Origin of the sequence: Paracoccus marcusii, from assembly GCF_006151785.1 — a bacterium.
Classification (GTDB): Bacteria; Pseudomonadota; Alphaproteobacteria; order Rhodobacterales; family Rhodobacteraceae; genus Paracoccus; species Paracoccus marcusii.
In genome coordinates, this window is sequence record NZ_VDDD01000021.1 from 1 (window position 1) to 14,987 (window position 14,987).

At 66.1% G+C, this 14,987-nt stretch carries 18 protein-coding genes; 8 read left to right on the forward strand and 10 right to left on the reverse strand.

Going from position 1 to position 14,987, the window contains the following annotated elements; translation table 11 throughout:
* Positions 1–143: 143 nt before the first annotated feature.
* On the forward strand, positions 144–557 hold the full coding sequence (locus tag FHD68_RS05285; protein WP_127898702.1) for a VOC family protein: 414 nt from the start codon (positions 144–146) through the stop codon (positions 555–557).
* Between the two features lie 3 nt (positions 558–560).
* On the opposite strand, the gene FHD68_RS05290 is transcribed toward FHD68_RS05285, so the two are convergent.
* The 3 genes from FHD68_RS05290 to FHD68_RS05300 are packed head-to-tail and all read right to left on the reverse strand — an operon-like array spanning position 561 to position 2,868.
* Complete coding sequence (locus FHD68_RS05290) at positions 561–1,904, reverse strand: sensor histidine kinase (RefSeq protein WP_127898703.1); 1,344 nt, start codon at positions 1,902–1,904, stop codon at positions 561–563.
* Positions 1,901–2,563, reverse strand: coding sequence for a response regulator (locus FHD68_RS05295; RefSeq protein ID WP_127898704.1), 663 nt, complete (start codon positions 2,561–2,563; stop codon positions 1,901–1,903). The genes FHD68_RS05290 and FHD68_RS05295 overlap by 4 nt, the downstream gene beginning before the upstream one ends.
* The gene (locus tag FHD68_RS05300; RefSeq protein ID WP_127898705.1) at positions 2,563–2,868 is read right to left on the reverse strand and encodes a PepSY domain-containing protein; all 306 of its coding nucleotides are present in this window, start codon (positions 2,866–2,868) and stop codon (positions 2,563–2,565) included. The genes FHD68_RS05295 and FHD68_RS05300 overlap by 1 nt, the downstream gene beginning before the upstream one ends.
* 132 nt (positions 2,869–3,000) lie before the next feature.
* Between FHD68_RS05300 and FHD68_RS05305 the strand changes: the two genes are divergently transcribed.
* Complete coding sequence (locus FHD68_RS05305) at positions 3,001–3,717, forward strand: calcium-binding protein (RefSeq protein WP_127898706.1); 717 nt, start codon at positions 3,001–3,003, stop codon at positions 3,715–3,717.
* Between the two features lie 29 nt (positions 3,718–3,746).
* Here FHD68_RS05305 and thyX read toward each other — a convergent pair whose 3' ends face one another.
* Positions 3,747–4,652, reverse strand: a complete 906-nt coding sequence (thyX, locus tag FHD68_RS05310) for an FAD-dependent thymidylate synthase (RefSeq protein ID WP_045999591.1) — start codon at positions 4,650–4,652, stop codon at positions 3,747–3,749.
* Between the two features lie 137 nt (positions 4,653–4,789).
* On the opposite strand from thyX, the gene FHD68_RS05315 reads away from it, so the two are divergent.
* Positions 4,790–5,218, forward strand: a complete 429-nt coding sequence (locus FHD68_RS05315; protein ID WP_127898707.1) for a VOC family protein — start codon at positions 4,790–4,792, stop codon at positions 5,216–5,218.
* Between the two features lie 45 nt (positions 5,219–5,263).
* Here the strand turns inward: FHD68_RS05315 and FHD68_RS05320 are convergent, their stop codons facing one another.
* The 3 genes from FHD68_RS05320 to FHD68_RS05330 form a co-directional block, all read right to left on the reverse strand.
* Positions 5,264–5,719 carry a MarR family winged helix-turn-helix transcriptional regulator gene (locus FHD68_RS05320; RefSeq protein ID WP_127899388.1) on the reverse strand — a complete coding sequence of 152 codons (456 nt, stop codon included), beginning with the start codon at positions 5,717–5,719 and terminating at the stop codon, positions 5,264–5,266.
* A gap of 176 nt (positions 5,720–5,895) precedes the next feature.
* Positions 5,896–6,198, reverse strand: a complete 303-nt coding sequence (locus FHD68_RS05325; RefSeq protein ID WP_045981719.1) for a succinate dehydrogenase assembly factor 2 — start codon at positions 6,196–6,198, stop codon at positions 5,896–5,898.
* A complete protein-coding gene (locus tag FHD68_RS05330; protein WP_042249702.1) occupies positions 6,191–6,538 on the reverse strand; it encodes a helix-turn-helix domain-containing protein in 348 nt (115 codons plus the stop codon). Before FHD68_RS05330 ends, FHD68_RS05325 begins: the two co-directional genes overlap by 8 nt.
* A gap of 81 nt (positions 6,539–6,619) precedes the next feature.
* Here FHD68_RS05330 and FHD68_RS05335 point away from each other — a divergent pair, with 81 nt between their 5' ends.
* Both FHD68_RS05335 and FHD68_RS05340 read left to right on the forward strand, forming a co-directional pair.
* Entirely contained in the window at positions 6,620–7,822 is a 1,203-nt protein-coding gene (locus tag FHD68_RS05335) for a pyridoxal phosphate-dependent aminotransferase (RefSeq protein WP_127898708.1), read from the forward strand.
* A 53-nt stretch (positions 7,823–7,875) separates the two neighbouring features.
* A complete protein-coding gene (locus FHD68_RS05340; RefSeq protein WP_139085340.1) occupies positions 7,876–8,253 on the forward strand; it encodes a baeRF12 domain-containing protein in 378 nt (125 codons plus the stop codon).
* Between the two features lie 185 nt (positions 8,254–8,438).
* Here FHD68_RS05340 and FHD68_RS05345 read toward each other — a convergent pair whose 3' ends face one another.
* Positions 8,439–9,221: a 3-hydroxybutyrate dehydrogenase gene (locus FHD68_RS05345; protein WP_127898710.1), complete on the reverse strand. Its 783-nt coding sequence runs from the start codon at positions 9,219–9,221 to the stop codon at positions 8,439–8,441.
* Between the two features lie 244 nt (positions 9,222–9,465).
* On the opposite strand from FHD68_RS05345, the gene FHD68_RS05350 reads away from it, so the two are divergent.
* Positions 9,466–11,322, forward strand: a complete 1,857-nt coding sequence (locus FHD68_RS05350; RefSeq protein WP_127898711.1) for an extracellular solute-binding protein — start codon at positions 9,466–9,468, stop codon at positions 11,320–11,322.
* 130 nt (positions 11,323–11,452) lie between these two features.
* Positions 11,453–11,785 carry a hypothetical protein gene (locus FHD68_RS05355; RefSeq protein WP_045981713.1) on the forward strand — a complete coding sequence of 111 codons (333 nt, stop codon included), beginning with the start codon at positions 11,453–11,455 and terminating at the stop codon, positions 11,783–11,785.
* Positions 11,786–11,800: 15 nt separating this feature from the next.
* Here FHD68_RS05355 and FHD68_RS05360 read toward each other — a convergent pair whose 3' ends face one another.
* The gene (locus FHD68_RS05360; protein ID WP_127898712.1) at positions 11,801–12,958 is read right to left on the reverse strand and encodes a BCCT family transporter; all 1,158 of its coding nucleotides are present in this window, start codon (positions 12,956–12,958) and stop codon (positions 11,801–11,803) included.
* Between the two features lie 285 nt (positions 12,959–13,243).
* Here FHD68_RS05360 and FHD68_RS05365 point away from each other — a divergent pair, with 285 nt between their 5' ends.
* A complete protein-coding gene (locus FHD68_RS05365; protein WP_045981711.1) occupies positions 13,244–14,131 on the forward strand; it encodes a cation diffusion facilitator family transporter in 888 nt (295 codons plus the stop codon).
* Positions 14,132–14,155: 24 nt separating this feature from the next.
* Here the strand turns inward: FHD68_RS05365 and xth are convergent, their stop codons facing one another.
* Positions 14,156–14,941, reverse strand: coding sequence for an exodeoxyribonuclease III (gene xth / locus FHD68_RS05370; protein ID WP_045981710.1), 786 nt, complete (start codon positions 14,939–14,941; stop codon positions 14,156–14,158).
* Between the last annotated feature and the right edge of the window lie 46 nt (positions 14,942–14,987).

Genomic DNA, 14,987 nt, shown 5'->3' on the forward strand with positions numbered 1-14,987 from the left:
CGGCCGCCGCCGCACGGGCGGGGGCGGCGCTGCCGGGCTGGTCGGACACCGCGCGCGTGGCGGGCGGGGTTCTGGACGCTCTGGACTGACTTGCGGGGCGCGGCCCGCGCGTGCATCACTGCCCCGCAACCACGGAGGCCGCGATGAGATCCCTGTTCCACCTTGCCATCCATGTCACCGACCTGGACGCGGCTCGTTGCTTCTATGGCGACATCCTGGGCTGTGCCGAGGGTCGGTCCACCGACACTTGGGTCGATTTCGACTTTTTCGGCCATCAGCTTTCGCTGCATCTGGGCACGCCCTTTCCCACCACCCGCACCGGTCAGGTGGGCGATCACATGGTGATGATGCCGCATCTGGGGGTCGTGCTGCCGCTGGCGGATTGGCTGGCCTTGTCCGACCGCCTGGCCACGGCGGGCGTGTCCTTCGACATCCCGCCCCAGATCCGCTTCGAGGGCCAGCCCGGGGAGCAGCGGACGATGTTCTTCTTCGATCCCTCGGGCAACCCGATAGAGGTCAAGGGCTTTGCCGATTTCGACGGTCTGTTCGCGTCCTGACAATCAGTCCGGGTGGCGCGGCAGGTGCAGTTCCGCCGCAAGGCCCGGCAGCATGTTGATCAGCTCCAGGCGACCGCCCGCGGCCTCGGCGATGTCGGTGACGATGGCCAGGCCGATCCCCTGACCGTCCCCGCCCTGGTCCAGCCGCACGCCGCGCTGCGCCAACCGCGCCAGCTCGGCGTCCGGCACGCCCGGCCCGTCGTCGCGGATGATGACGGCCGTCCGATCGTCATCCGCACGCATCCCGACCCACACCCGCGACCGCGCATGGCGGGCCGCGTTTTCCAGCAGCGCACCCAGGGCCTCGGTCAGGTCGTCAGGGTCGATGCGCAGCGCCACCGCCTGCGGCAGGTCGACCTGCCAGTCCAGCCCGGCACCCGCGGGCGTGCGCCGCAGCACCTGCACCAGCCGGGCAACGATCGGGGCGGGATGCGCGCGGGCCTGTGCAGCGTCGGTGCGGATGCGGGCGCGCGCCAGTTCCCGGTCGACATGGCGGCGCATCACGGTGACGACATGTTCGATGCTGTCGGCCTGTTCGGTCCGTCCCTGATCGCGCAACGCCTCGGCATCGCCCAGCAGCGCCTGCAGCGGCGTCTTGAACCCGTGCGCCAGATCGCCGGCGCGGTGGCGCGCACGATCCAGCTCTCGGTCGCGGTCGTCCAGCAGATGGTCCAGCTGGCGGGCCAGGGGCGCGACCTCGGAGGGCAGATCGTCGCCCAGGCGCCGCCTGCGCCCCTGCGCCAGCCCGCGCAGATGCGCGCCGACCTGGGCCAGCGGGCGCAGGCCAAGCGTGACCTGGACGAAGGACGCCGCCAGCAGCAGGGCCGCCAATCCCGCCAGCCAGGGGACAAGGTCGCGCAGAAAGGCCGCGCGGGCCTGCGCGGAATCCTCCATGTCCTCGGCCACGATCAGGCGGATGGGGGACGCGGTCGCACCCTGCCCGATCAGCACCTGCTGATCCAGCGCCAGCAGGCGCTGGTCGCCCGGCCCGTCCAGCTGCAGCACCCGCCCCTCGCCCGGCGGCGGCGCGTCCGTGGGCACGGGCAGCGTCACGTCCCACAGCGACCGCGACCGCAGGGGCTGGTCCCCCAGCCACACCTGCCAGTAATGCCCCGAGAATGGCAGCTGCCACGACGGGTTGCGCGGCTGGTCGCGCATCTGCGGCGGCGTGCCGGGTTCGATCACCGACAGCAGAACAAGCGCCCGATCGCGAAGGTCCGACACGGCGACGCGCTGGACATGGCGGTCGAACAACACCGCCAGCATCGTCACCGACAGCGCCATGACCAGCAGGATGGTCGCCCCGCCCAGCAGCATCAGCCGCAGGCGCAGCGACAAAGGCCTCATGCACCGCCTTCCAGCAGATAGCCGAAGCCGCGCCGCGTCGCGACGATGCCCGGACCCAGCTTGCGGCGCATGCGGGTCACCACCGCCTCCAGCGCGTTGGCCTCGCGCGCGTCATCGTCGCCGTAAAGGTGCTCCAGCAGTTCCGTGGGCGACACGACCCGGTCGCGGTGAACGGCCAGATGCGCGATCACGCGGAACTCCAGCGGGGTCAGCGGGACCGGCACGCCATCGACCAGCGCCGTCATGCGGTTCAGATCGACGGTCAGGCGGCCTGCCTCGATCCGCGGTTCGGCCCGGCCGCCTGCCCGGCGCACCAGGGCGCGGGCCCGCGCCACCAGCTCCTCCATGCGGAACGGCTTGGGCAGATAATCGTCGGCACCGGCCTCGATCCCCTCGACCCGCTCGGTCCAGGCGCCCCGTGCGGTCAGGATCAGCACGGGCGAATCGCACCCCTCGGCCCGCCAGCGCTTCAGCACGGTCAGACCGTCCAGGTCGGGCAGCCCCAGGTCTAGCACGATCAGGTCGTACCCCTCGGTCCCGCCCCGGAACCAGGCGTCCTGGCCCGATGCGGTGCCGTCCACGCGGAACCCGGCCGCAGTCAGCGCCCGGCCCAGATCGGCGGCGATCCGGCTGTCATCCTCGACCACAAGGGCGCGCATCAGTCGTCGTCTTCCTCGTATACCAGAATCGCCCCCGTGCGGGCGTCCAGCTCTATCTCGATCAGGCGGCCCTCGGGGGTCAGCACCTCGATCTCATAGAGCCACAGGCCGTCCTCGTCTTCCAGCTCGACCTCGACGATGCGGCCGGGATGGAGCGCCTCGATCCGCGCCAGGATCTGTTCCAGCGGCAGCATGTCGCCGCGGTCCACTGCCTGGCGGGCGGTCTCGTAATCGGGGGCGATCGGCTGCGCCGCAAGGGTCAGCGGCAGCAGGATCAGCATCAGGCTGGACAGGGATCGTTTCATTCCCGCGTCCTAGCACGGCCAAGCTGACAGCCCGCTGACAGCCCCCGTCAGCCGGCTGTCAGCGGGCCCGTGATATCGCGATTCGCACAGGGCCGCCGCATGGGTGGCCGACAACATGAAAGGATCGCTTGAATGGCACGCTATAACGGAACTTCGGGTGCGGACCGGATCAACGGCAGCGCGTTGGCCGACCTGATCTATGGGCGCGACGGCAACGACGTGCTGAATGGCAACCGCGGCTTCGACCGCATCTGGGGCGAGAACGGCAACGACGTGCTGAACGGCGGCGCGGGCAATGACAGCCTGGCAGGCGGTGCGGGCAACGACCTGCTGCGCGGCGATGACGGAAACGACGATCTGTGGGGTGGCTTCGGCTTCGACACCCTGTTCGGCGGCCGGGGCGACGACGAGTTGGAGGGCAATCAGGGCAACGACCTGCTCTATGGCGGTCAGGGCCGGGATGACCTGGAAGGCGACGGCGGCAATGACCGGCTGTTCGGCAACGAGGGCAATGACGAGATCGAGGGCGATGACGGCGCCGACATCCTGCACGGAAACCAGGGCAACGACACGCTGGACGGCGGTCGGGGCAACGACATCCTGGCCGGGGGGATCGGCGCCGACCGGTTCGAATTCGACCTGGGCGACGGACGCGACCGTATCGTCGACTTCCAGAACGGCCTGGACCGGATCGAGATCGACGACCTGGGCCGCGGCCAGGTCCAGCGCGCCATCAATGGCGCCGTGCAGCAGGGCGGCGACACGATCCTGACGGTAAACGCGTCTACCGTGATCGTGCTGGAGGATTTCAACCGCGTGAACCTGGACCTGAACGACTTCACGTTCTGATCCGGACGGGGCGCGTGGTGCGCCCCCGCTCAGCCCCAGACGGCTTGGAACTCGCGCCATTCACGCGCGCCCATGCCGGCATTTTCCTGCGTGACGACCTCTCCGGCCAGGCGCCGCCGCAGCGCATCGGCGGCTTGCGCGGACAGGTTCACGGCATTCATCCGGTAATCCTGGAATGCACCAAAGGCGGCGGGCACCCAGTCGCGGGTGATGTCGCACATGATGTCGGCATAGGCCCGGATCTCGTACTGGGCATGGCTGTCGGCGCGCAGGCGCAGGAAATGCAGCAGGTTGTGCAGGTCCACCTTCCAGTACCACTGGGTATAGATGTTGGCGGGCAGGTTCATGCGCGCCAGTTCCCGCGCCAGACCCTGCTGCCCCTCCTGGCTCAGCATCGCCTCATAGCTGTCATAGCTGCGCATCGCGTCCTCGCGCAGCAGGTCCAGCACGCGCTGCGCCTCGGCGCCCTGCAGCACCTCGCCCCGGCCCTGGTGGTTCTGCGACGACTGCGCGGCCAGATGCTCGGGCGCGGGGATGTAGAACTCCCGGTCCAGAATCGAATAGCGGCCGGAATACTCGTTCACGTTGGCGGTGCGGTGACGGATCCATTGACGAGCCACGAAGACCGGCAGCTTGACGTGGAACTTGACCTCGCACATCTCGAAGGGCGTCGAATGCCAGTGCCGCATCAGATAGCGGATCAGCCCCTCGTCGTTCTGCACCGACTTGGTCCCCTTGCCATAGCTGACGCGCGCCGCCTGACAGATCGCCGCGTCGTCGCCCATGTAGTCGATGACCCGCACCAGCCCGTGATCCAGAACCTGATGCGCCACGTACAGGTGGTTCTCCATCCCCTCGGACACGGCGCGCAGCGTCTGGCGAGGCGTGGCGCGCTGGCTGTCGATCTCGGCCTGCTGTTCGGGCGTGAGGGGCATTGCGGCGGTCCTTTCAGGCGGTGCGGTGACCCTCGTCCTAAGTCAAGAACGCGACTGCGGCAACCGCCCACGCGGGGGTTGCGTTGCGCCGGCGCCAAGACCATGTCTCCTTCAACCCAAACGTCAAAGGATACTCTATGAACATCCGCTATCTGCACACGATGGTCCGCGTAAAGGACCTGGACAACACGATGGATTTCTTCCGCCTTTTGGGCCTGGAGGAAACGCGCCGCATCGACAACGACAAGGGCCGCTTCAGCCTGGTGTTCATGGCGCCTCCGAGCCAGCCGGAATGCCCGGTGGAACTGACCTACAACTGGGACGGCGATGACGGCCTGCCCTCGGACAGCCGCCATTTCGGCCATCTGGCCTACCGCGTCGGCAACATCTACGAGATGTGCCAGAAGCTGCAGGATGCCGGCGTCACGATCAACCGCCCCCCGCGCGACGGCCACATGGCCTTCGTGCGCAGCCCGGACAACGTGTCGATCGAACTGCTGCAAGAAGGCGATCACCTGCCCCCGCAGGAGCCGTGGTCCAGCATGGAGAACACCGGCACCTGGTAAGGCGCCAGGAAAAGGCACACCCGGCCCCGAAGGGCCGGGTTCAATTCAATAGATATAGCGGATCTGCTCGGTCCAGAACCGCTCGATGCGGCGGCATTGCAGGTTCACCTGATCCAGCGGCGGATCCTCCAGCACGCCCGACATGGCCAGCCCTTCGGCGTGGCGGATGAACAGGCGCTGCACCAGGTCGCGCACCGCCTGGCCTTCGGCCGTCAGGCGCACCCGGACCGAGCGTCTGTCCATGTCGCAGCGTTCGTGATGGACATAACCCATCGCGACCAGCTTCTTCAGGTTGTAGCTGACGTTCGATCCCTGATACATGCCGCGCGACCGCAGCTCTCCGGCAGAGACCTCGGCCTCGCCCAGATTGTACAGGATCATGGCCTGGACCGGGGTCAGGTCACCCCGGTGCAGGCGTTCGAATTCGTCCTTGACCAGATCCAGCATCAGCCGGTGCATCCGCTCCAGCAGCTGCAGGGATTCCAGATAGGCGTCGGTCATGTCCGACAGGGGCACGTCCAGGGCCGTGGGATCGACTGTCGGATGCTGTTCGCGGGGTGCAGGTGCAAGCATGGCTTCGGGATGTCCTGTCCTGTTCGTCATGACCTCTCAATGACAGAGAAAAGACAATCTTCGGTTAATTGCCGCCTCTTCCTGCGCCAGGAATGCCGAAATTTTTAGCGATCGGCCGCAATGCGGGTCGCGGCATGTCGCGCGATCCGATCCAGCATCGGGGTCAGCATCTGCGGTGCCTCGCGGGTGGGACCGTCGCCGATCCGCGCGGTGACCCACAGGTACAGATCCTGATCGTTCTCGGCCAGCATGCGTTCGTACAGGTCCAGATCGGGGCCGGACAGCCCGGACAGGCAATCATCGGCGAAGCGGCCCAGAATCAGGTCCATCTCCTTCATGCCGCGCCGCCAGCTGCGCATGTGCAGACGTTTCAGGCGGTTCTCGGGGGTTTCCAGCGTATCAGCCATGCGACAGTGCTTCCTCCAGACGGTCCACGCGGGCGGCGGCCTCGGCCAGCAGGCGGCGCAGATCGGCCAGCTCGGCACGCAGAGCCGCCCCCGCGCTTGCGTCTTGCGGTCCCGCGCCCTGCCCCGTCAACAGCCAAACCGGCGAGACGCCGGTGACCGTGGCGATCCGTCCCATCAGGCTGGCCGTCGGTTCGGCCTGATCGACCTCCCACCCCTCCAGCGTCTCGGGGCGCAGGCCAAGCGCATCGGCCATGGCGGCAATGTCCAGGCCCGCGCCTTCGCGCGCGGCAGTCAGGCGGTCGCCAAGGGTCGCCACCGGTTCGGCATAGCTGTCGATCATGTCTCTCGTCCTTGTGAGGGCGTGCGGCGCAGCGTATGCCATGCGGGCCGACAGTTCAAACCGACAGCAGCAAGGTGTCTCATGGCGTTCATCTCGGACCGGCTGGCCCGCATCAAACCCTCGCCCACCATCGCGATGACCACCCGCGCGGCGGACCTGCGCACACAGGGACGCGACATCATCAGCCTGTCCGCCGGAGAGCCCGATTTCGACACCCCGGAAAACGTCCGAGACGCGGCAAAGGCCGCGATCGACGCAGGCCACACCCGCTATACCGCCGTGGACGGCACGCCGTCCCTGAAACGCGCCATCGCCGACAAGTTCGCGCGTGAGAACGGGCTGGACTATGCGCCTGCCCAGATCACTGTCGGCACCGGCGGCAAGCAGATCCTCTACAATGCGCTGATGGCCACGCTGGACGACGGCGACGAGGTGATCGTGCCGGCACCCTATTGGGTCAGCTATCCCGACATGGTTCTGCTGGCGGGCGGCACGCCGGTCGTCGTGGAATGCGACCAGGCATCCGGGTTCCGCCTGACCCCCGACGCGCTGGAGGCCGCGATCACCCCGCGGGCCAAGTGGCTGATCCTCAACTCGCCCTCGAACCCGTCGGGCGCGGGCTATGACCGGGCGCAGATGGCGGCGCTGTGCGATGTGCTGCTGCGTCACCCGCAGGTCTGGGTGCTGGCCGACGACATCTATGAGCACCTGGTCTTCGACGGCTTCGAGTTCTGCACCCCCGCACAGGTCGAACCCCGGCTGAAGGACCGCGTCCTGACCATGAACGGGGTCAGCAAGTCCTATGCCATGACCGGCTGGCGGATCGGCTATGGGGCGGGCCCCGAGGCGCTGATCAAGGCGATGGCCAAGCTGCAGTCGCAATCGACGTCGAACCCCTGCTCGATCAGCCAGTACGCCGCAGAGGCCGCGCTGACCGGGCCGCAGGATTACATCACCGACAGCCGCGCGGTGTTCCAGCGGCGGCGCGACCTGGTCGTGGCCGGGCTGAACGCCTGTCCGGGGCTGGACTGCCCGGTGCCGCAGGGGGCGTTCTACGTCTATCCGTCGATCGCCGGGCTGATCGGCCTGACCAGCGCCGGCGGCACCCCGATCGACAGCGACGAAGCCTTTGCGAACGCGCTTCTGGACGAAACCGGGGTCGCGGTCGTCTTCGGTGCGGCATTCGGCCTGTCGCCGCATTTCCGCATTTCCTACGCCACCAGCGACGCCGTGCTTCAGGACGCGATGGCACGCATCCGCCGCTTTTGCGAAGGCTGCAACTGACCGGTCCCGGCTTGCGTTGAACCCGTGAAAGCGAACGCAAGAAGGAGCTGACCATGCTGCCCCACAATGCCTTGGTCGTCGTTGCCGACGGCCACTCTGCCACCCTGTTCCGCAACACGGCCAAATCCGGGCTGGAGCTGTCGGAAACGACCAAGGTGACGCAGGAGAGCCTGTCGGGCGACGGAGCGCAGATCGACGAAGGGTCGCCCCGGGATGACGAGGAGGCGACCTTTGCGGCCCAGCTGTCGCGTCACCTGAACGCGATGGTGCTGAAGAACAAGTTTGAGGATATCGCGATCATCGCAGACCCTTCGACCTTGGGCGTCATGCGCAAGCACTATCACAAGGAACTGCAGCTTCGCCTGCGCAAGCAAGTCGCCAAGACGCTGACGAATTCCGACATCCAGACCATCCAGAGCAGCCTGTCCTGAAGACCCCGGACAGACAAAGGGCGTCCCGCATCACGGGGCGCCCTTACGCATCAAAAGATGCCCAGAACGTACAAGATCACGATCACAACGACCGGAACCCCCAGAAACCACGCCACAAGACCCTTCATCACCATCTCCTCACATTGTGTTGATATGGAACGGCAAAGGACGCAGAGCGGTTCCCGTCACAGGGCGGTCCAGCCCCCGTCAACGCTGATCGTGGTCCCGGTGATCTGGGCCGCGGCGTCGCTGCACAGGAAGACCGCCGTGTCGCCCAGCTGGTCGGTCGTCGCGAATTCCTTGGACGGCTGGCGTTCCAACAGGACCTTTTTAATCACCTCGTCCCGGCCCATGCCGTATTTCTCCATCGTGTCCGGGATCTGGCTTTCCACCAGCGGCGTCAGCACATAGCCCGGACAGATGGCGTTGGCGGTGATCGCCTCGCGCGCGGTCTCCAGGCCCGTCACTTTGGTCAGCCCGACGATGCCGTGCTTGGCTGCGACATAGGCCGACTTGTAGGGACTGGCCGTCAGTCCGTGGGCCGAGGCGATGTTGATCACCCTGCCCCATCCCGCCGCACGCATCAGCGGCAGGGCCGCCGCGGTGGTGTGGAAGGCGGACGACAGGTTGATCGCGATGATCGCGTCCCATTTCGCGGCCGGGAAATCGGGGATCGCCGCGACATGCTGGATGCCGGCATTGTTGACCAGGATATCGCAGGCGCCGGCCTTTTCGATCAGCGCACGGCAGTCGTCGCCCTTGGACATGTCGGCCCGGATATAACGGACCTTGACCCCGTGTTCGCCGGACATGCCTTCGGCCAGCGCGTGATCCTCGTCCGTGTCGCTGAAGCTGTTCAGGACCACGTCCGCGCCGGCGCGCGCCAGCCTGTGGGCCACGCCCAGCCCGATGCCAGAGTTGGATCCGGTGACGACGGCGGTCTTGCCCTTGAGGAATTTCTCGAACATCGGCTGCTCCTTGACGGCCCCGAAAGGCGGTTTGCAGGCGCAGCATGGGCAAAAAAAAACGCCCGCACAAGGCGGGCGCAAGTTATGAGGCAGGTTTCATACAGGCAAGAAACCTATCGAGCAGTGCCCTATTTATACGCGAGGAACCGCGCGAGTCCAACAGCGATCTTGCCACCTTGGTTGACGCCCCCCGGTCAAGCCTGTTGATAATGCGGCCAAACAAGAAACGACCGGGCGGCAGGCAATGCGAATCTTCGAAAACCTTAATAAATCCGCGATCAGGGGAGCTGCCCTGGGTCTGCTGACCCTGACGGGCGGTGTTGCATCTATGCCGCTGGCAACCCTTGCCGAACCTGTCCATGGCATTGCAATCTATGGAGAACCTGCCCTGCAACAGGGCTTTGCACATTTGCCCTATGCCAACCCGGAGGCGCCCAAGGGCGGTACGATTCGGCTGGCGGAGCCGGGCGGGTTCGACAGTCTGAAACCTTGGGTGCTGAAGGGCAATGCCGCATGGGGCGTGGGCGTCCACGTGACGGAGTCCCTGATGATGCGGTCGATCGACGAACCGTTCACCCTTTACGGCCTGCTGGCAGAGACGATCGAGGTCGCGCCCGATCGGCACTGGGTCGAGTTCACCCTGCGCGAGGAGGCGCGGTTTTCCGACGGCAGCCCGGTCACCGTCGACGACGTGATCTGGTCCTATGAGACGCTTGGGACGCAGGGCCATCCCCGCTATCTGGCGGCCTGGTCGCGCGTCGACAGGATCGAGGCCACGGGCCCCCGCAGCGTGCGCCTGACCTTCACCGAACCCGACCGAGAACTGCCCCTGCTGATGGGGTTGCGTCCGATCCTGAAGAAGGCCCAGTGGGAGGGGCAGGATTTCGCCGCCTCCTCGCTCGAGGCGCCGATCGGCAGCGGCGCCTATGTCGTCGATCAGGTCGAGCCGGGGCGGTCGATCAGCTTTCGCCGCAATCCCGACTATTGGGGCCGCGATCTGCCCCTGATGGCGGGGGTGAACAATTTCGACGTCATCCGCTATGACTATTTCGCCGATGCCAACGCGATGTTCGAGGCGTTCAAGGCCGGTGCCGTCACCGTCTGGCGCGAACTGTCGGCGCAGAAATGGGCCAGCGAATACGGCTTTCCGCTGATGACGGACGGACGCGCGGTCCAGGCAGAGATCCCGAACGAACGCCCGTCGGGCATCGTCGGCCTGGTCATGAACACGCGCAACCCGGCCTTCGCCGATTGGCGCGTGCGGCAGGCGCTGATCGAGATGTTCAACTTCCGCTTCATCAACCAGACCCTGAACGGCGGTGCCGATCCCCGGATCACGTCCTATTTCTCGAACTCGGTCCTGGCGATGCAGGACGGGCCCGCGACGGGGCGCGTGGCGGAACTGCTGGCGCCCTTCGCGGCCGACCTGCCGCCCGGCACGCTGGACGGCTATACCCTGCCCGAAGGATCGGACCGCGCGATGGACCGCGCCGGTGTCCGCCGCGCGATGGCGCTGATGGCCGAGGCCGGCTGGACGGTTCAGGACGGACAGCTGAAGAACGCGCAGGGCCAGCCCTTCGCCTTCGAGATCCTGCTGAACCAGAACGGCACCGCGATGCGCAGCGGGTCCGAGGTTCAGCAGATCGTGAACATCTATGTCGAGGCGCTGCGTCCCCTGGGGATCACCCCGCGCATCACCCTGCTGGATTCCGCGCAGTACATCGAACGCACGAACAACTATCAGTTCGACATGACATGGTACGAACGCGGCCTGTCGCTGTCGCCGGGCAGCGAACAGCGCCTGTACTGGGGCCGCGACGGCGTATCCACGCCCGGCAGCCGCAACTGGATGGGCATCGACAGCCCCGCGGCCGAGGCGATGATCGACGCCATGACGGCCGCCGACACGGCCGAGGATTTCACCGCCGCGGTCCGGGCGCTGGACCGCGTGCTGACGGCGGGGCGCTATGTGATCCCGGTCAGCTTTTCGCCGATCTCGCGGCTGGCCCATGCCGCGGATCTGAAATACCCAGAGGAAATACCCATGTACGGGGACTGGCCGGGCTTTTTGCCCGAAGTCTGGTGGCAGGAGACGAACTGATGCGAATGTTTTGGGTTACTGTAGCGGCTTGCACGATGCTGGCCGGTTGCAACACCGTCGCCGGTGTCGGCGAGGACATTACAGGGACGGCGCGCTGGTTCCAGGGCAGCCTTCCGACAGGAGGTTATTGATGAAGTGGCACCATGTTCAGGAAAACTGGGCGGCCTTCTATGAGGCGATCATCGACAAGTGGCCCGAGGCCGAGGACACCGAGTTGGACGAGATCGACGGCGACCAGCGCGCCTTCATCGCCTATCTGGTCGAGGTGACCGGCCAGGAGCCCGCCGAGATCCGCGAGGAGCTGCGCGAATGGCTGGTCGGAGAGATCCCGTCGGACGTCGTGATGGACCCCGTCCATGACAACCACTCGATCGCGCTGTCGTCCAAGTTCGTCAACGAGGGCGAGGACGAGTTCTCGGACGATTCGCGCTTTGGCGACGATGACAGCGACAAGGACGACTGAGAGGACGTCCGCCCCCTATCCCGCGGCGGGGCGGCCGATGCCGCCCAGCTTGCCCATGTGCCGCGCCAGCAGCACATAGATCACCCCATACAGCGCCGCGACGATCAGGCCGACCCACTGGATCTCGAATGGGGTGAAGACATAGGCGCCGACCAGACCCAGCTGCAGCAGGAAATGCAGCGGATAATAGCGCCGGTCCCCCAACGTCTCACGCGACCAGTTCAGGTTCGTCGAATACAGCCGGATCAGGCTGTCCAGAGAGTTCACGACGAAGACCACACCGACAGCGATCATGAACCAGTTCAGCCAGCCGGGGATCACGATCCCGCCCTGGTGATAGACGAACAGCACGCTGAACCACAGCCCCAGGGGGATCGCCGGCAGGGCCACCATCGCCAATGCCAGCTGCCAGACCCTCAGCCCACCGACGAAGCGCGCGACGAACTGGCCGATCATGATCGACCACGCGAACCACCAGAACAGATAGAATTCATGGTAATCCGAAATGGGCGTGGCAAAGCGCGGCAGATGCGCGAAGTACCCGCCCAGCAGGCCGACGCTGTCGAAGAAATCGCCCAGACCCACGCGGCTGTAGACAAAGGCGATCATCGCCAGTGCGGTGAAGGCCAGCATGCCAAACCCATAGCTGGAGATGATGGCCAGCCACTTCATCACCGCCATGTTGCCGCTGGACAGGACGGCGGTGGCGATCACCACCACGACCAGCGCCCAGACCGCGCCCTGCGGCAGGTCCGGGGCATAGGTCGGCAGGTTTGACATGAACAGATAGCAGGTGAACGAGCAGGTCGCGATGACCGTCAGGTTGTAGACCCACTTGACCGCCGGGATCTGGAACAGCTGCAGGCTCGGCTCCAGCGCGATGAAATAGAAGGTGGCCACGAAATACATCAGCCAGACCAGCGGCCCCCACATGCCGAATTCCACGGCCAGCGCGTTGGTGAACCCGAAGGCGGGGTCCTCCTCATAGATCGGGAACTCCGCAAGGGGCAGCATGACCAGGCCCATGTCCAGTCCGGCGGTGAACAGCAGGGCGATCAGGGTGAACAGGCCGACGGGCTCTTCGCCCTGCAGCCGCAGGCGGGGCCAGCGGATCAGGACGAACAGCGCGCAGGCCAACACGCTGAGATAGGCGACGGTGATGATTGGCGTCATGGGCGCAATCCTCCTTAGACAGATGAACGATCAGAGACACAGTGCAGCCGGGCATGTGGCCCGCTGCGTGCGTATGATCGCAGCCAAGCGGCCGCATGTTTCTTTGATACTCTAAGGATGCTTTATATTGAGTGACGGGTCAATCAACAAATGCGATGCGTGTCTATCCGGCACCCGAACGCCTATTGTGCGCAAATGGCTGCAACCGTGGCTTGAGATTTCACAAAGCATCTGCGACATGCTGCGCCTCATACCCATCCCGTCCATGGCCAAGGGGACGATCTGATGTCCAGCAGCCTGAAAATCGCCGTCGGCAGCATCTTTGTCGGCTTGATCGTGCTTGGGCTGAAGACCCTGGCCTGGTACCTGACCGGGTCAGTGGCGCTGCTGTCGGACGCGCTGGAAAGCATTGTGAACGTGGCGACCGCGGTCGCGGCGCTGGTCGCGATCTCGGTGGCGCAACGACCGGCGGATCAGTCGCATCCCTATGGCCATCACAAGGCCGAATTCCTCAGCGCCGTGCTGGAAGGGGTGCTGATCATCGTGGCAGCCCTGCTGATCCTGCGCGAGGCGTGGCACGCCTTCCAGAACCCGCGCGAAATCCAAGCCGTCGGCATGGGCATGGCCATCAACGCCAGCGCGGGCGTGCTGAACGCGATCTGGTGCAGCATCCTGATCCGTCAGGGGCGGCGGCTGCGCTCTCCGGCGCTGGTCGCGGACGGCAAGCACCTGCTGACGGACGTGGTGTCGTCGGGGGGCGTCCTGCTGGGCGTGGGGCTGGCGGTGGCGACCGGCTGGTCAATCCTGGACCCGGCGCTGGCGATGCTGGTGGGGGTGAACATCCTGTGGTCGGGATGGAAGGTCATGGCGTCGTCCGTCTCCGGCCTGCTGGACGAGGCCGTGCCCGAAAAGACGCTGGTGACCATCCGCGACATCATCTCGGACAAGGCCAGCGGCGCGCTGGAGGCGCATGACCTGCGCACGCGTCATGCGGGCGCCGTCACCTTCATCGACTTTCACCTGGTCGTGGACGGCCAGACCACCGTGTCCGACGCCCATGACATCTGCGACCGGGTCGAGGCCAGCCTGAAGGCCAAGCTGCCCGACGCCCAGATCACCATCCATGTCGAACCGGAACACAAGGCCAAGCATTCCGGCGTTCTGGTGATCTGACCCGCCGCCGGGCGCCGCCTGCCGTCAGGCGGCCAGGCGCACCCAGACCGGGACGTGGTCGCTTGGCTTTTCACCGGCCCGCGCATCGCGGTCGACGCCCGTTTCGATCATCAGGTCGGCCGCCTGGGGCGACAGCAGCAGATGGTCGATGCGGATGCCGTTGTCACGCTCCCACGCGCTGCCCTGATAGTCCCAGAAGGTGAACGGCCCGCGCGTGGCCCAGGGGTCGCGGATGCGCACCGCATCGGTCCAGCCCTGGTTCACGATGGCACGGAACGCCGCCCGGCTTTGCGGCAGGAACAGCGCATCCTCGGTCCAGCGGTCGGGATGGGCGGCGTCGCGCGGCTCGGGAATGATGTTGTAGTCGCCCAGCATCACCACCGGCAACTCCGACGCCAGCAATTCCGCCGCGCGCAGGCGCAGGCGTTCCATCCATGCCAGCTTGTAGTCGTATTTCGGCCCCGGTGCGGGGTTGCCGTTGGGCAGGTACAGCCCGGCGATGCGTACCGCATGGGTGCCGACCACGGTCGCCTCGATATAGCGGGCCTGCTCATCGGCATCGTCGCCGGGCAGGCCGCGGGTCACGTCCTCCAGCGGCAGCCGCGACAGGATCGCCACGCCGTTGAAGCCCTTCTGGCCGTGGGTTTCCACCTGCCATCCCAGGTCCTGGAAATGCTCGCGCGGGAACCCCTCGTCCACGGACTTGATTTCCTGCAGCACGACCAGATCGGCATCGGTCGAGGCCAGCCAGTCGGTCAGGGCCTGCACGCGGGCCTTGACGCCATTGATGTTGAAGCTTGCGATTTTCATGGGCGGCATCTTTAGCGCCGCCTGCGCGTTTGGCAACACGAACCGG

Bases quoted from the DNA above. Each gene is read 5' to 3' on its own strand.
- FHD68_RS05285 (WP_127898702.1), top strand. From the start codon at position 144: ATGAGATCCCTGTTCCACCTTGCCATCCATGTCACCGACCTGGACGCG.
- FHD68_RS05290 (WP_127898703.1), bottom strand. From the start codon at position 1,904: ATGAGGCCTTTGTCGCTGCGCCTGCGGCTGATGCTGCTGGGCGGGGCG.
- FHD68_RS05295 (WP_127898704.1), bottom strand. From the start codon at position 2,563: ATGCGCGCCCTTGTGGTCGAGGATGACAGCCGGATCGCCGCCGATCTG.
- FHD68_RS05300 (WP_127898705.1), bottom strand. From the start codon at position 2,868: ATGAAACGATCCCTGTCCAGCCTGATGCTGATCCTGCTGCCGCTGACC.
- FHD68_RS05305 (WP_127898706.1), top strand. From the start codon at position 3,001: ATGGCACGCTATAACGGAACTTCGGGTGCGGACCGGATCAACGGCAGC.
- thyX (WP_045999591.1), bottom strand. From the start codon at position 4,652: ATGCCCCTCACGCCCGAACAGCAGGCCGAGATCGACAGCCAGCGCGCC.
- FHD68_RS05315 (WP_127898707.1), top strand. From the start codon at position 4,790: ATGAACATCCGCTATCTGCACACGATGGTCCGCGTAAAGGACCTGGAC.
- FHD68_RS05320 (WP_127899388.1), bottom strand. From the start codon at position 5,719: ATGACCGACGCCTATCTGGAATCCCTGCAGCTGCTGGAGCGGATGCAC.
- FHD68_RS05325 (WP_045981719.1), bottom strand. From the start codon at position 6,198: ATGGCTGATACGCTGGAAACCCCCGAGAACCGCCTGAAACGTCTGCAC.
- FHD68_RS05330 (WP_042249702.1), bottom strand. From the start codon at position 6,538: ATGATCGACAGCTATGCCGAACCGGTGGCGACCCTTGGCGACCGCCTG.
- FHD68_RS05335 (WP_127898708.1), top strand. From the start codon at position 6,620: ATGGCGTTCATCTCGGACCGGCTGGCCCGCATCAAACCCTCGCCCACC.
- FHD68_RS05340 (WP_139085340.1), top strand. From the start codon at position 7,876: ATGCTGCCCCACAATGCCTTGGTCGTCGTTGCCGACGGCCACTCTGCC.
- FHD68_RS05345 (WP_127898710.1), bottom strand. From the start codon at position 9,221: ATGTTCGAGAAATTCCTCAAGGGCAAGACCGCCGTCGTCACCGGATCC.
- FHD68_RS05350 (WP_127898711.1), top strand. From the start codon at position 9,466: ATGCGAATCTTCGAAAACCTTAATAAATCCGCGATCAGGGGAGCTGCC.
- FHD68_RS05355 (WP_045981713.1), top strand. From the start codon at position 11,453: ATGAAGTGGCACCATGTTCAGGAAAACTGGGCGGCCTTCTATGAGGCG.
- FHD68_RS05360 (WP_127898712.1), bottom strand. From the start codon at position 12,958: ATGACGCCAATCATCACCGTCGCCTATCTCAGCGTGTTGGCCTGCGCG.
- FHD68_RS05365 (WP_045981711.1), top strand. From the start codon at position 13,244: ATGTCCAGCAGCCTGAAAATCGCCGTCGGCAGCATCTTTGTCGGCTTG.
- xth (WP_045981710.1), bottom strand. From the start codon at position 14,941: ATGAAAATCGCAAGCTTCAACATCAATGGCGTCAAGGCCCGCGTGCAG.